The following is a 14,402-nucleotide window of genomic DNA, read 5'->3' on the forward strand; positions in this document are numbered from 1 at the left end:
TTTTTATTTCTGTATCATTTTTCCATAACTTTTGTTTTAAGGACATGTCTATTACACAGATATCGGCTTAATCCTAAAAAAGCTCAACGTTATATTATCATTGTTAGCATTTCGTTGAGATAACCAATTTTGATAAAGCTCTTCCCAATCCATCTATTTCACAAAATTGCTGTATACATCTAACTTAGCGGCTTGTATCGAAAAATTTCATATAATAATTGTTTAAGTATATACAGCTAGGTGAAATGTAGTGTATGTGATAACAGAAATAGGACGAAAGCTGCAAATTTTGCTCGGAGTATGGAGAAGTTCATGTAAGCTAAAAGCACTCTCGTCTTTTCCGACAGTATTGAAAGTAACTCATACACCAAATCCTGTACAAGCACACAGAGGCGGATTAAGTGGATATCAATACACTTGGGTATATGCCACTACAATTGAGTCATTAGCTGGAAAAGTTGTTATTGAAGAATTTGGTGCTTTTAGTTGGGTTGGAGGACAATGGTACTTCAAAAACTTCACAGGTAAACCCTTTACTCGTAATGATTTTATTGAATGGTATTCCTGTCCAAGAGGAATGATATTACCTAATTATCAATACACTGATTTTCAAAATTGGAGTGGTAGTGCCGAATTAATTAACATGAAAACCAAGTGGTATTTTATTGGGCGAAATGAAAGTGGTAGGCGTGTTAAGGGTGAAGCTGAGATTGAAGGATTTGGTGAGCTTTAGTCGGTAGACCCCCTTATTTGCAGTTAATGTGGTTTCAAAATTGCCTTGTTTCCAGTTCGCTACATTTATCTGTGGCGATCGCAGTATTGAAAGTGGCTCATCAAGTCCTTAGCGTAAGTTTCAGTATCAATGCTCATTTCACCCCGTAAACAGGGTAGTACAGCATTCCACGAAAAAACTAATATGTGTAATAAGTGACCGAAAGCATTCTAACTCCGTTAGCTCCCCCAATGCTTAGGTGTAGCCTGCCGTAGGCATCGCAACCCATCAATTCCAACTTATCAAAAGAGGAAACCAGTAGTACCGAAAACTGCGATCGCACATCGCAGTTTCTATTCAAAGAGGATGTTTGAAAAGCCTAAATTGTTACTGGTCTTGGCTACTGGAAGTCGCGGCTACACGAAACTTTACTCACTTCTGTAGGTTAAAAACCTTTATAGACTATACGCGCTTTGGGCACAGCATTGCTGTGCCCTTACTATTCCACACAATTGAAAATAGGCTATATTGCCCCTACGACGCATTTTGCAACTCGGCTGTGCGGACTGAAAGCTGCTCTGTCTTATTACCTCGTTGCACTTTTACCTGTAATACTTGACCAAGGCGACTGTCTTCCACAACATTCTGCAATTGTTCGGCACTGGTAATAGCTTTACCATCAATTTGCAGAATTACATCCCCGCGCCGGATACCCGCAGATGCCGCTGGAGAATTGGGAACAACTCGCATCACAAAAACACCATTGATTTCTGGTATCTGAATCGGAGAGTTGGGATCGGTGTTATTTTGCTTGGCGAGATCGGGTGTCAAAGTTAGCATTTGCACACCTAAATAGGGGTGAGCAACTTTGCCATCGCGTTGCAGTTGCGTTGCGATCGCTTTAGCTTTATCAATGGGAATGGCAAACCCAATACCCATTGCATCAGGGCGAATGGCTGTGTTAATGCCAATCACTTCACCTTGGCCATTCAATAGTGGGCCGCCAGAGTTACCAGGGTTAATGGCAGCATCTGTCTGAATAAAATCCAAGCGTTTATCGCTAATGCCAACTTGGGCGCTGGAACGTTTGAGGGTACTGACAATTCCCAAGGTAACAGTATTATCGAATCCCAAAGGATTACCAACTGCGATCGCCCAGTCTCCTACTTGGACATTAGTGGAAGAACCCAAAGGCGCGACTGGTAAATCGTTACCAGCGTTAATTTTGACTACTGCCAAATCTGTGACTTCATCAATACCTTGAACTTTTCCTTCAAAGGTGCGACCATCTTTGAGTCGGACTGTTACTTTATCGGCCTTATCGACCACATGAGCATTAGTCATAACTAACCCGCTCTTGTCAATAATGAAACCTGAGCCTAAACCACGTAATTGCTCAGACGGCGGCATCTGTTGGGAGAAACCGTCACCAAAAAACCGACGGAAAAAGGGGTCTTCCATAAATGGATCGACGCGGCGAGTAATTGTTCGCTCAGTATCAATGCGGACAACTGCTGAACCAACACGATTCACTGCTGCTGTCACAAAGCTACTGCTACCGATCGCAGCACTAGCTGGTGATTGCCGTTGAGCAATTAGATTTGAAGTATCAACAGTTATTGTGGGTGCTGGTTCGGCTTGAGAGGGTAACACTTGCAATGTGCTAACCGCTAGCACAACTCCTAGCGCGATCGCTAAAACATGAGTACTTAGTTGCCGTAAAGACCGAGATATTTTGGGAAATCGCATAATCACAACCTAATTTATAAGCTTAATTGTTGCTTAGTCGTGACAAATCTATTTACAGTTATTTTTATTTCAGGTTTCGCTTGCTCTTTCCCCTACTGGGGTTAGGGCATTTTGCGAACTACCTGTAATCAACTTAATAGAAAATTTAACCCAAAAGCTATTATGGACATTACCCTTTCAAGTTCGGTTTTTACCCATCAATAAAACTTTTGGATTGCGAATAAGATTAGTCCGCTCTCTGTTCTAACTGTAGATTATGAAAGTCCCTAACTTTTGTATAAAATTTCATTCCGATTAACTGCACCTAGCTGGGGTAAAGAGTTGATGGCTGAGTGGGGAGTGAGGTTAACAGGAACAGTTAGAGGTAGTTGTAATTGTTTAACAACACTTTGCAAAAGTTGATCTTGTCCAGTCCGCAAACCCCAGACATTTGTGCCACGGTTGATAATCGCAAACCAAACCAAACCGCGATCGCGTGTGGGCATCACTCCCGCTAAAGCGCTCACATCCCGGAGAGTACCAGTTTTGATCACAGTCGCCAGGGGAATGTGTCTGGTGTGTAGTGTCCCCCGGTGGTCGAATCCAGACATCGGGAACAAGTCAGCTAGATTCAGTTGATGGGCAGATGCCTCAGCTTGAATAGCCATAAACATGGCACACACAGCCCTGGGGGAAATGCGATTTTCCGGCCCCAATCCAGAACCATTGATTAACTGGATTTCCGCTTGTGGCACTCTCGCTAGATTAGCAGCAGTTGATTGGACTACAGGCGCTCCCCCTACTGAGTCTGCCAGCATCTCTGCCATATCGTTGTTACTATAAACATTCATTTCCTTGAGTAATTGCTTCAAGGGCAATGAGCGATGACGCAGTAACAAAGTTTGTTGGGGGTTTGGTTGCGCCTCAACTTTCACCGCGCCTGCAATGATAACTTGAGGCTTGGGCGTTCCCTTGGGCATGATTGAGTGTGTATAAATTGCAGGGCGACCCCAAGTGGCCCGATTTAGCGTTTGCTTGAGCATCAGACCGGCTAGCATTGGCTGACGTTGAAAATTCATGGCAAAACTGCCAGTAATAATCAAATTCCCCTTTACTTGCTTGATGCCCATTTGATTGAGAGTATTACCAAGAGCGATCGCTTCTTCCCAAACAAACAAAGGATCGCCACGGCCTGTAACCACCAAATCGCCCTGCACAACTCCATTTACCACTGGGCCAGTGACACTCACCAAAGTATCAAATTGGTAATCTGGCCCCCAAGTTTTCAAAGCAACTAGTGAAGTGGCAATTTTGGTTAAAGAAGCAGCCGGCAGCGGTGTCGTACCTTGGTGATTTGCCATCAGCATTGGTCCCGACTGCATCCAAATTCCCTGACTCTCAGCCAGATTTTGCGCCACCACTTTTGATGTAATGAGCTTTTTCAAATATTCCTGCACTGTAGTCGCCCCAGTTGGATTTGGATCGGGGGCAAGAACAAAGCCAGGGCTACTTTGCCAAGTTAGTGCATCTAAGGCATCTAGAGGTTTGATTTGTACTCCAGCCATTTCCAGCCAAAGCGACACCAAACCTGAACCCAATAATTCCAGCATTTTTTATTCCTCTGTTAGGATCTCAAGCGTTGTTTACTGTGCTAATATACAAGCTTTTTTACAAAAATCAGTATTGAGTCATAATAACTGGTGTTTTTCTCATCTGTAAGTAGGGTGAATAATATTGTTTTCGCGCTAAAGACACGATAAATCGCCGCCTCTATAATAATCAGCCTTTTGTCTTGACAGCGATTCATCGCGTCTCTTGCCTTAACCTACGCGCAGGGTGTCGCAGCCTGATAATAAAAGGCTTTATGCTGTGCGATCGCTCTTGGTAATTCCATAACCTTGAAACAAGGAAAGGGAAAGTATTCAAAATTCTCTCCCTTTTTTCCCTTAATACAACGTGAGTTCGATGAACCTCTCCCGGACAACCTCCCTCTCCCACGGGGAAAGGGAGGAGCAACGAGAAATTAGGGTTTTGGCTCCCCTCTGGGTGTCCAAGAGGGGTTGGGGGAGAGGTCAAAAAAGGGATTGTCGAACTCACGCTAATACACTAATCAGCATTCAAGTTGCATAATCAGAGCGGACATCTTATCCGCCCTACAAGATAGTGAGAAAATTTTAATATGCAAATTAGATGTGTTTTAGCTTACCTACTTTCTTTCTGGATGCGCTGCATCCTCTGGTGAAGGAGTACCCATCCGGTTAATTGTGGCAATCATCTGATACAAACGTCCCAAATCGCGTTGATTGAAGTATAAAATGAGCCGAGGTAATCCAACAGTTTCATCTTGTGCTTCTTGAGGTAATGCCTGACTTTTTTCAATTCTTCCTTGAATAATAATGTCGCTAAAATCAGCATTAAGTTGTTCTAAAAGAGCGTCTGATATATCTGTCTTCAGGCGGATGACTAACTTATTGCTTACATAGCGGCTGGAATGATAAACCTGGTAAAAACGGGTGATAGCGTCACAAGCCACATCCAGGTTATCTGTCACCGTGTAAAGGTTGGGGTCTTCAGGATTGACAAGACCGTTTTGCACTAATTGCTTATCGATATATTCGCTCCAAGAGCGCCAGTAATCACCACCAGGGCGATCGATTAAAACTAAAGGTACTGGCCCAAATTTACCAGTTTGGCTTAATGTCATACATTCAAAGGCTTCATCTTGAGTGCCAAAGCCTCCCGGAAACAAGGCTACAGCATCACTTTCTTTGAGGAGAAACAGCTTGCGGGTAAAGAAATATTTGAAGTTAATTAGCTTGGGATCGCCCTCTATAAAAGGGTTTGCTTGTTGTTCAAAGGGTAACTGAATGTTTAATCCAAAGGAATTTTCTCGTCCAGCACCTTCATGACCCGCCTGCATGATTCCACCACCACCGCCAGTCATCACCATAAATCCTAATTGAGAAACAGCGCGAGCAAACTCAAGGGCCATTTGGTATTCTGGCCTATCTGGCGCTAGACGAGCAGAACCAAAGATGGTGACTTTGCGAACGTGTCGGTAATCATAGAAAAGCTGGAAACCGCGCTCCATATCTGCTAATGCAGCGGATAATATTTTCCAATCGAGACGCTCAATTTCAGTATCAGCTAGACGAACAATAGTAGTAAGTGCTTGCTGAATAAATTGCCGATTTTTTAATGTCGGTAAACGAACGATCAATTCAGCGATATCCGCCTGTAAAGACTCTAATATGTCAAACGACGCAGATGAGGTCATGAGAACTGCTGCAACAATGGCACTATATTTTACGTGAACTACTCACACTCTAGCAAGCGAGAATAGCCTTCTGATGTGCAATTAGCAAATTTATAACTGGTTTTGAAGCTAGGAAATTCTAAAAATCTTTTTGATAAGGCTTGTTGCAATACTTCAACTGTTGGACACCATAACAAGTTCTCTTAGTAGATAGATTGACATAATTTCCCTACTAAGGATAATTGTCATCACAATACATAGCAGATTTCAAGGAAGGTGAGGTACACAATGATTTGTCTGACCCAGATATAAAGCTTGTTTTACTCCTGAATTCTGTATTCTGCGGTATATCGGAGTTTGTGTAAAATGATATAACTTACATCTATAGCGTATATCAAAAGAAAATTTTGTATCTTATTGCCAGATTTTTTAGGAATTAATGTCCATAATAAAAGCACTCTAACCCTAATCTAAGAAAGTAAAAAAGCTCTTTAAATCGCAATACCGTTCAGTTCAACCTAAAATCCTTGGTAGAGACACGAAATGGGACTAGGCTTCTCTACAAGACGCTGCGCGATCGCCCCACTATGCTAATGTCCCGCTGGCTAACGTGTCTTTACAGGTCAAAATCAGTACCAAAAATCCTTAACCCAAGCTTATTTCTCTAAAGGATGTTTGATCGCAAACTATATCAATTACGCTTAGACACATTAATTCATAATGTGAGTTATTTATATAGTGCCTAAATCTTATAGAATATTTTCGCAAATCTAAGTAGGAAGATAGATGGAAGTTTCTGGACGCATCAATTACCCACTGAATCCTCCTCCCCCTCTTGAAGATTTTCCCGTCCTTCAAACTGAAAAATATACCCTACGGCTGGCTTCAACTGAAGAAGAATTAGAATCAATTTTTCGGTTGCGCTTTGAAGTTTTTAATCTTGAACTAGGCTTGGGGTTTTCTGTTTCTAATTTTACCCAGATGGATATAGATAAGTTTGATGCGGTTTGCCATCATTTAATCCTAATCTCCAAACATACGGGTAAAACTATTGGAACTTATCGGATGCAGACCTATATAATGGCTTCTCAAAGACTAGGCTTTGATGCTACCGATATATTTAATCTTAATGGAATTCCCAATTCTGTGCTTCAGGTATCAGTGGAAGTTGGGCGTGTATGTATAGCTAAAGAATATCGCAATAGTCAGGCACTTTTACTACTCTGGGAAGGGCTGGCAAATTATCTCATCTGGAGTAAAAACCAATATTTCTTTGGCTGTGCATCATTACTAACACAATGTCCTGGGCAAGCTACTTGCGCTTATGATTATTTTCGGCAGAATAACTTGATGCATCCAAGTATTTTGGTTTACCCAAATTCACAATTTTGTTTAGAACTGACTCAAAATTATCCAGGTTCATCTAATATTGAAATTCCTAAAATTTTGCAGGCTTACTTGAATATTGGAGCTAAAATATGCAGCCTTCCTGCTATTGACCGACACTTTAAAACTATTGATTTTTTAACTATATCTAATATTGCAGACTTTGGGAGATGGCGTTATCCAAACCCTCTCAAAAAACCCTTACCACAAATATAGCTAGATTTAGTGTATTTTATACTTTATTGACATCTCGGTTTCAAAACAAAATCCAGTTTTGCGGGATTTGATACAACCTTGCCCATTTCTTTTTGTAGTTAATAAAGAAGAGGTGTTGATTGCCAATCTTCCCAATCAAATTAAAGTCCAGTTGGCGATGTTTAACAAATAGGCTTTGCTTGAAGTCTTCGCTATGTCTACGATGGGCGTAGCTGCGACACCTCATCCAGTCCACTTAATTTAGATAATTTGAGAAAACTTTTTAGGAAACCCACTTATGCGCCATCTCAAATTTGCTCCGAGTTGGTTGCGATTTTTAACTATCTTCTTATTGACGATGGGTATATTATTTCGCTTTTCTAATCTTGATAGTAAAGTTTTTTGGCACGATGAAATTTATGCTTCATTGCGAATTTCTGGTTACACAATTAATGAAGCTAAACAGCAACTTTTTAATAATCGTGTGATTGGTAAAGAAAGTTTTGCTCAGTTTCAAGGTGCAAATCCAGAAAAAAGCTTAAATGACACAATTATGTCTTTAGCAAAACAAGATCCTCAACATCCGCCATTGTATTACATAATAGCTAGATTGTGGATGGAAATCTTTGGTAATTCGGTGACGGCTATTAGAAGTTTATCAGCCTGCATTAGTTTGCTGGTGTTCCCTTGTGTTTATTGGCTATGTCGAGAATTATTTAATGTGCCATTATCGGTTCCTGGTGTTGCGATCGCACTCATGGCTATCTCTCCAATTCATCTAGTATACGCCCAAGAAGCACAAGAATATATTCTTTGGTTAGTCACCATTTTACTATCTAGTGCGTCTCTGCTGCGAGCCATAAGGCTAGAAGATGAGCTAGCAGAAGAACGACAAAAACCAGATTTATTCGCTATTTGGAGCCTTTATGCAGTTACTTTAGCGATTAGTCTTTATACATTTCTTTGGAGTGCATTTGTAGCAGTTGCTCACGGAATTTATGTAATTACCGCTGCCAAATTTCAGTTTAATGAAACTGTTAGAACTTATCTGCTAGCATCACTGGTAGCTTTTTTAGCTTTCATGCCTTGGATAACAGTTGTGATTGGTAAATTTTTTCAATTTTTGATTTCAGCAGATAAAACAATGATGCAGTCAGAATTGATACCTATATTTCCATTTTTGCTAATGCAGTTAAGCCGGATTTTTTTTGATATAGACCTTAGTTCCGAAAATTCTCTAGGCTATATAATTGCACTAGCTTTTTTAACTTTAGTAGCATATTCAATTTATTTTATTTGTCGAGCAACTAACTATAAAGTCTGGTCTTTTATCATCACATTAATTGTAGTACCAGCATTACCCCTAATACTGCCAAATTTAATTGCTGGGAGTATACGAGCGTCTATCGAACCATATTTAATACCATCTTATTTAGGAATCCAAATAGCTGTTGCTTATCTATTAGCTACACAACTATATAATGAGAGCGGGGCACGTCGGAGCTTTTGGTACATAATCATGGCATTAGTGATTATTTGTGGTTTAATTTCTTCTAAGGTAAGTTTTCAGGCAGAAACTTGGTGGAATAAGGGTATAAATTATAGCAGCCCACAAGTTGCCCAAATCATCAATCAGAGTAATCGTCCACTTTTGATCGGTGATGCTTTGGGTAATAATTATGGTAATATCTTTTCTTTAAGCTATCTTTTGGAACCAAAAGTACGATTTTTGTTGGTAAATCAAAAAATTCCTAAAATTCCTGATGGGTTTACTGATGTGTTTTTACTTAATCCTTCAGACACTTGGGGTAAAACAATAGAAAAAAAGTATAAATTAAAGACAGATATTGTTTATAGCGATCGCTATTATTCGATTTGGAAATTGGCTAAAGCTCGTAATGTACGCCGACGTAATATCTCATCTAATAATAAATTATCTGCTAATTTATAGCGTGCTATAGCTGTTACCAGATGCTTTAATGACAGCGATTAAACATGATGTAGTTGTTTCATTAAAATACATAATTTTTGTAAAATTTATTGTGAAATTTAGTTATGCGGCATCTCCAACTTGCTCCGAATAGATTGCGATTTCTCATTGTAGTTTTGTTAATGGTGGGTATATTTTTTCGTTTTTTTAACCTTGACCGCAAAGTTTACTGGCACGATGAGACTTTCACTTCATTACGAATTTCTGGTTATACGTCAAATGAAGTTAAGCAGCAAATATTTAATGGTCGCATAATTAATAAGGAAAGTTTTGCCAAATTCCAAAGTCCCAATATGGAGAAAGGCTTACGTGACACAATTATATCTTTGGAAGTAGACGATCCACAGCATCCACCACTGTATTATATACTCGCTCGGCTTTGGGTAGGAATCTTTGGTAATTCGGTGACAGCAATCAGAAGTTTATCTGCGTTTATCAGCTTGTTGATTTTTCCGAGTATTTATTGGCTATGTCGAGAATTATTTAAAGCATCGGTATGGGTATCTGAGGTTGCGATCGCACTCATAGCAATCTCCCCTATTCACTTAGTATACGCCCAAGAAGCACGAGAATATATTCTCTGGATAGTGACTATATTGCTATGTAACGCTTCATTACTACGAGCATTACGATTGGAATCACAACATGGAGTACTACGTATACTAAATTGGGGAATATATGCAGTCACTTTGGTGCTTAGTCTTTATACATTTTTATTCAGTGGATTTGTTGTAGTCGCTCATGGAATTTATGTAATTGCCACTGCAAAATTTAGGTTTACTAGAACAGTAAAAGCTTATCTATTAGCATCTTTTGCAGGGTTTTTAGCTTTTACACCTTGGATACAGGTTGTGATAGTTAACTTGTTGCAATTAAAAAGTTCAACAGCTTGGACAAAAAGACATTTACCCTTAGATGCTTTGATTAAATCTTGGCTTTTACAGTTAAATAGGATTTTTCTGGATTTAGATTTAGGCTTTGAAAATCCCTTTACCTATGTAATTACGCCATTTTTTTTAGTTCTTGTTGGATATTCTATTTATTTTATTTATCGAAAAACTAACTATAAAATTTGGTTGTTTATTGTCACGCTAATTCTGATTCCTGCATTACCTTTAATGCTACCAGACTTACTTTTTGGGGGTATACGCTCACTTGCAGAACGTTATTTATTGGTTTCTTATTTAGGAATTCAACTTGCTATTACTTATTTACTAGCTATGCAGCTATATAATAAGAGTATTGTACGCCGAAGAATCTGGCAAACAATCATGGGACTAGTGATTATTTGTGGACTAGTTTCTTATGGAGTGAGTTCTCAGGCCGAAACTTGGTGGAGTAAGGTTATTAGCTATGGTAATCCACAAGTTGCAAAAATTATAAATCAGGCAACTCATCCACTTTTAATTAGCAATGATTCTGGTATTAATTATGGAAATGTCTTTTCTCTCAGCTATCTTTTACAGCCAAAAGTGCAGTTTCAATTAGTAAGAAACCTTTCTATCCCTAATATTCCTGATGAGTTCACTGATATTTTTTTACTAAATCCTTCGGATACCTGGCGTAAGCAAATAGAAACAAATTATAATTATAAAACTTTTGTAGTATACGGTGACAAAAATTACTTGCTTTGGAAAATAGAAAATCCACGTAGGTAGCGATGTATTTTTGAAAAAATTAGGACTTAACCAAAACTAGACACTGTAGTTATGAGCAATTCATATAAATGAATTCGCGTCAGATAGAGAAGGAACTTAATTGTTTTTCAATTATTATTTGTATAATTTTATATTAAAAAATATTTTCGTATATTCAAAATTATATGGAGATATTTGCTAAAGTCATTATCTTTTATAAGATATTTAAATAGGTTCTTGATTAAAATCAGCTAAAAACAACAAAAATAAATATTAAACAAATTCTCATCTGAAATTAATTTAAGTAATGGTACGATGCTTTAAATTATCCTTTGTGATGAATTCAATGATTCATTGAAAGGTGTTCTATGCAAATAACAGATTTTCTTGGTCTTTTACATCCTGCGATCGCAATTATATTCGTCTTTCCACTTATTGGTACAGTAGTTAATTTTGCTTGGCAAACACGCCAACGCAGATTGCAAATTTTAGCAGGTAGTAAGAGTAAAATTCCTCCAGTGGTGGGTGCAGAACATAAGCAGTTAGGTGAAAGGCTCACAAGTGCAGTTGTTGGATTAACTTTAATCGGATTAAGCTACCCTATTGGTAAAAATATTATCAAAAATCAATTGTGGAATCAAACACCTTTCCAAGTTATTTTTATACTGCTAATATTTGCTGCCACCATCGCCTCATTAGTATTTCTTTATCGGGCAAAACAGCGGGTGTGGCGGGCAGTTTTTGCAACTTTGACTGGTGCAGGTTTAGTAATTATCGGCTGTCAAGATGGAGTCTATCGCCGCACCAATGAGTGGTATTGGTCACATTATTATATTGGCATTACCGCAGCACTGCTAATGATTTTTTCATTAGCAATTGTTCAAGATATTTATCAAGATAAGTCCAATCGCTGGCGTCTTGTCCATACGATTTTAAATTGCATTGCTTTGTTGCTATTTATTGGACAAGGTATGACAGGAACGCGAGACTTGTTAGAAATTCCTCTGAATTGGCAAGAACCCTATATTTATCAGTGTGATTTTGTTAATAAAACTTGTCCAACCCCAAATTCCCAAGCACCAAAATAAGCAGGGGAGCAGGGGAGACAAGGGGACAAGGGGACTAGGAGGAATTATTGAACAAGCCTCTTCCTTGTCTACCTTGTCTCTTCTCCATACCCAATGCCCAATGCCCAATGCCCAATGCCCAATTATAATAATTTATTTGTCTAATCATTGTAGTGGTAAAGTGACAATTACTGTTGTACCAACACCCTGCTCACTTTCTAATTGAATATGACCACCATGTAACTCCACACATTTTTTAACTATAGTGAGTCCCAATCCTGTTCCTTGAATTACACCCACATTGCTGGCGCGATAGAAGGTTTGAAATAGATGAGTTTGATCTTTGAGAGGAATTCCCATTCCCCGATCTTTGATTTGGAAAATTGCGAGGCGATCTTTGCAAATCAAATCAAACCAAATAGTATCACTTTCAGGAGAATATTTAATGGCATTGGAAATCAAATTAGTTAAGGTACAATTTAGTAGGTCTTCATCAATTTGGGCTTGGGTCGATTCACCTTGACAAGTAAAGATAATGCTGTGTTTACTACCTGCATTGAGTTGAAGAATATCTGTGAGTTCGCTACAGAAATTTTCTAAATTTAACAGCGTAGGCTTGTATTCGAGTTTAGCTGCTTCCGTTTTACTCAAGAACAATATCTCATCTAAAAGATTAAGCATCTGGTTGATAGCATTTTGTATTCGATCGAAATATTTAGTTCTGCGGATATCAGTTAGTTTATTGCTGTTGTATTGAAGGATATCTACAGCCGTCTGAATCGTAGTCATAGGGGTGCGGAACTCGTGAGAAACCATTGCTACAAAGTTTGACTTTAACTCGTTGAGTTCCTGTTCTTTTGCCAGCGCTTGACGGGTGCGTTCTTCACTCTCACGTAGTTGGTTGAGAATTTCGCTTCTTTCAATGGCATAGCGAATGGCACGCACTAACCATTGTATAGTGATTTTATCTTTAACTAAATAGTCTTGCGCTCCTTCTGCTAATGCTTGCAGTGCTAAATCTTGATCGTCAACACCTGTTAATACCACAACTGGGATATCAGGTACTGCTGCCATAAATTCTTTCAACGTGTCCAGTCCAATAGAGTCTGGAAGGCCGAGGTCTAACAAAACTAAGTCGAATCTGCGTTGCTTTCGACTCTCTATGTGAGAATTATCAAGGTTAGACGTAGAATTTTCCCTGCTAGCTTCTATCGCCTCAGATAACCGTTCAACATGTAACATCTGCCATTGTTCTTGATCTGAATTTAAAAATATCCGGCGTAGCAGATGAGCATCACTTGCACTATCTTCTACTAATAGAATGTGAATTGTGAGCTTTTCCATAGTACAGGGTTATATCAATTTGTTAGATAATCACCTGATTTCCTATTTTTTAGATAGGGCTAGAATTCATGCGCTTGTTAAAAGGTTAATAAGCGGTTATTAGATACCTATTTAAAGATACCTTAATTTGCGTTGAGGGTAAAATAAAATACTGTTCCTATGTCCGGCCCGGTTTCGACTCAGCCCAGATGCGTGCGATCGCCATACCGCTCAACGATTTTTTTGTAGATAGCTAGACCAATGCCAGTACCAGAAAATTCTCGACGAGTATGAAGACGGCAAAAAACCTCAAATAATTCGCTCAAGATATTGAGATCATTATCCTGAGCGATCGCTATATGTAAATTACTTAGAGCTAGACTGAGGGCAGTATCACAGTCAACGAGAACAAATTCCTGACCGCGAGTACCCACACGATAATAAACATAGCTGCGGTAAGCTACGCTAACGCACCAACGTAGAGAGAGACAATGCAATTTTTGACACAAAAACAAGTGGAGATGTAGTGTAACACCACATTTCCACTCTAAATTTAGTGTATTAGGGTTACAACAAAAGACCCCACGAGCTGATTAAAACTTGGGAAAGTTCAAATTAATTAACGTGACTCAGTTCCTTGATTGGGGCTACCTGCTACACCATCGTTTTCTGGAGCTTCTGGAGTAGCAGTGGATTTAGCATCACTCTTTTGTGCATCACCAGTTTTGCGGATACTTTCCTCGGTAGGGGTTTCGCCGTCAGCAGAAGCAGTAGACGCAGGTTGTTCATTATTAGATTTTTGTTGTTCAGCCATGATTACATCCCTTATTATTTATCTTTGAGATTATCTTAAAAAATTAGGAGTATGAATGCATCTATCCAGATATAGTTATGGCTGATTTTTACCTCTATCGGAAGTATTGTTTAGTATTACTCATGTATGCTGAAAAAATCCAGAAATGTAGAGTTATTTAACCTTACAACCCTTCTTATGGCTAAGGTAGAACCTGGAACGGGTTTTATGTCTAAGATGTTTTTGAAATTGCTTTATTGATAATTGTCAGTAAATGGCAAGCGATCTGAGTCTAGCTAGGCGAATAATATGGTG

At 39.0% G+C, this 14,402-nt stretch carries 11 protein-coding genes; 5 read left to right on the top strand and 6 right to left on the bottom strand.

Annotated features, from left to right (window positions below; translation table 11 throughout):
* Nucleotides 1-256 precede the first annotated feature (256 nt).
* Nucleotides 257-733: a hypothetical protein gene (locus tag RMX89_RS30080; protein WP_322691515.1), complete on the top strand. Its 477-nt coding sequence runs from the start codon at nt 257-259 to the stop codon at nt 731-733.
* A 513-nt stretch (nt 734-1,246) separates the two neighbouring features.
* On the opposite strand, the gene RMX89_RS30085 is transcribed toward RMX89_RS30080, so the two are convergent.
* The 3 genes from RMX89_RS30085 to RMX89_RS30095 all read right to left on the bottom strand — a co-directional run bounded on the left by RMX89_RS30085 (nt 1,247) and on the right by RMX89_RS30095 (nt 5,717).
* Nucleotides 1,247-2,461 (bottom strand): HhoA/HhoB/HtrA family serine endopeptidase, encoded by a 1,215-nt coding sequence (locus RMX89_RS30085; protein WP_322691516.1) that lies wholly within the window; start codon nt 2,459-2,461, stop codon nt 1,247-1,249.
* 266 nt (nt 2,462-2,727) lie between these two features.
* Nucleotides 2,728-4,050 (bottom strand): D-alanyl-D-alanine carboxypeptidase, encoded by a 1,323-nt coding sequence (locus RMX89_RS30090; protein WP_322691517.1) that lies wholly within the window; start codon nt 4,048-4,050, stop codon nt 2,728-2,730.
* A gap of 596 nt (nt 4,051-4,646) precedes the next feature.
* Entirely contained in the window at nt 4,647-5,717 is a 1,071-nt protein-coding gene (locus tag RMX89_RS30095; RefSeq protein WP_322671150.1) for an LOG family protein, read from the bottom strand.
* A 765-nt stretch (nt 5,718-6,482) separates the two neighbouring features.
* Here RMX89_RS30095 and RMX89_RS30100 point away from each other — a divergent pair.
* From RMX89_RS30100 to RMX89_RS30115, 4 genes are all read left to right on the top strand, one after another.
* Complete coding sequence (locus RMX89_RS30100; RefSeq protein WP_322691518.1) at nt 6,483-7,298, top strand: GNAT family N-acetyltransferase; 816 nt, start codon at nt 6,483-6,485, stop codon at nt 7,296-7,298.
* 277 nt (nt 7,299-7,575) lie between these two features.
* Nucleotides 7,576-9,228, top strand: a complete 1,653-nt coding sequence (locus RMX89_RS30105) for a glycosyltransferase family 39 protein (protein ID WP_322691519.1) — start codon at nt 7,576-7,578, stop codon at nt 9,226-9,228.
* A gap of 104 nt (nt 9,229-9,332) precedes the next feature.
* Nucleotides 9,333-10,925 carry a glycosyltransferase family 39 protein gene (locus tag RMX89_RS30110; protein WP_322691520.1) on the top strand — a complete coding sequence of 531 codons (1,593 nt, stop codon included), beginning with the start codon at nt 9,333-9,335 and terminating at the stop codon, nt 10,923-10,925.
* Between the two features lie 347 nt (nt 10,926-11,272).
* Nucleotides 11,273-11,992: a DUF4079 domain-containing protein gene (locus tag RMX89_RS30115; protein ID WP_322691521.1), complete on the top strand. Its 720-nt coding sequence runs from the start codon at nt 11,273-11,275 to the stop codon at nt 11,990-11,992.
* A gap of 144 nt (nt 11,993-12,136) precedes the next feature.
* Here RMX89_RS30115 and RMX89_RS30120 read toward each other — a convergent pair whose 3' ends face one another.
* The 3 genes from RMX89_RS30120 to RMX89_RS30130 all read right to left on the bottom strand — a co-directional run bounded on the left by RMX89_RS30120 (nt 12,137) and on the right by RMX89_RS30130 (nt 14,108).
* A complete protein-coding gene (locus RMX89_RS30120) occupies nt 12,137-13,315 on the bottom strand; it encodes a hybrid sensor histidine kinase/response regulator (protein ID WP_322683506.1) in 1,179 nt (392 codons plus the stop codon).
* Nucleotides 13,316-13,494: 179 nt separating this feature from the next.
* Entirely contained in the window at nt 13,495-13,803 is a 309-nt protein-coding gene (locus RMX89_RS30125; RefSeq protein WP_322691522.1) for a hypothetical protein, read from the bottom strand.
* A gap of 110 nt (nt 13,804-13,913) precedes the next feature.
* The gene (locus tag RMX89_RS30130; protein WP_322671144.1) at nt 13,914-14,108 is read right to left on the bottom strand and encodes a hypothetical protein; all 195 of its coding nucleotides are present in this window, start codon (nt 14,106-14,108) and stop codon (nt 13,914-13,916) included.
* Nucleotides 14,109-14,402: the final 294 nt, after the last annotated feature.

This window comes from Nostoc sp. DedSLP04, assembly GCF_034530775.1.
Lineage (GTDB): Bacteria > Cyanobacteriota > Cyanobacteriia > Cyanobacteriales > Nostocaceae > Nostoc.

Excerpts from the sequence above, each read along its gene's own strand:
- RMX89_RS30085 (WP_322691516.1), bottom strand. The coding sequence starts at position 2,461 with ATGCGATTTCCCAAAATATCTCGGTCTTTACGGCAACTAAGTACTCAT.
- RMX89_RS30130 (WP_322671144.1), bottom strand. The coding sequence starts at position 14,108 with ATGGCTGAACAACAAAAATCTAATAATGAACAACCTGCGTCTACTGCT.
- RMX89_RS30105 (WP_322691519.1), top strand. The coding sequence starts at position 7,576 with ATGCGCCATCTCAAATTTGCTCCGAGTTGGTTGCGATTTTTAACTATC.
- RMX89_RS30100 (WP_322691518.1), top strand. The coding sequence starts at position 6,483 with ATGGAAGTTTCTGGACGCATCAATTACCCACTGAATCCTCCTCCCCCT.
- RMX89_RS30115 (WP_322691521.1), top strand. The coding sequence starts at position 11,273 with ATGCAAATAACAGATTTTCTTGGTCTTTTACATCCTGCGATCGCAATT.
- RMX89_RS30120 (WP_322683506.1), bottom strand. The coding sequence starts at position 13,315 with ATGGAAAAGCTCACAATTCACATTCTATTAGTAGAAGATAGTGCAAGT.
- RMX89_RS30095 (WP_322671150.1), bottom strand. The coding sequence starts at position 5,717 with ATGACCTCATCTGCGTCGTTTGACATATTAGAGTCTTTACAGGCGGAT.
- RMX89_RS30090 (WP_322691517.1), bottom strand. The coding sequence starts at position 4,050 with ATGCTGGAATTATTGGGTTCAGGTTTGGTGTCGCTTTGGCTGGAAATG.
- RMX89_RS30110 (WP_322691520.1), top strand. The coding sequence starts at position 9,333 with ATGCGGCATCTCCAACTTGCTCCGAATAGATTGCGATTTCTCATTGTA.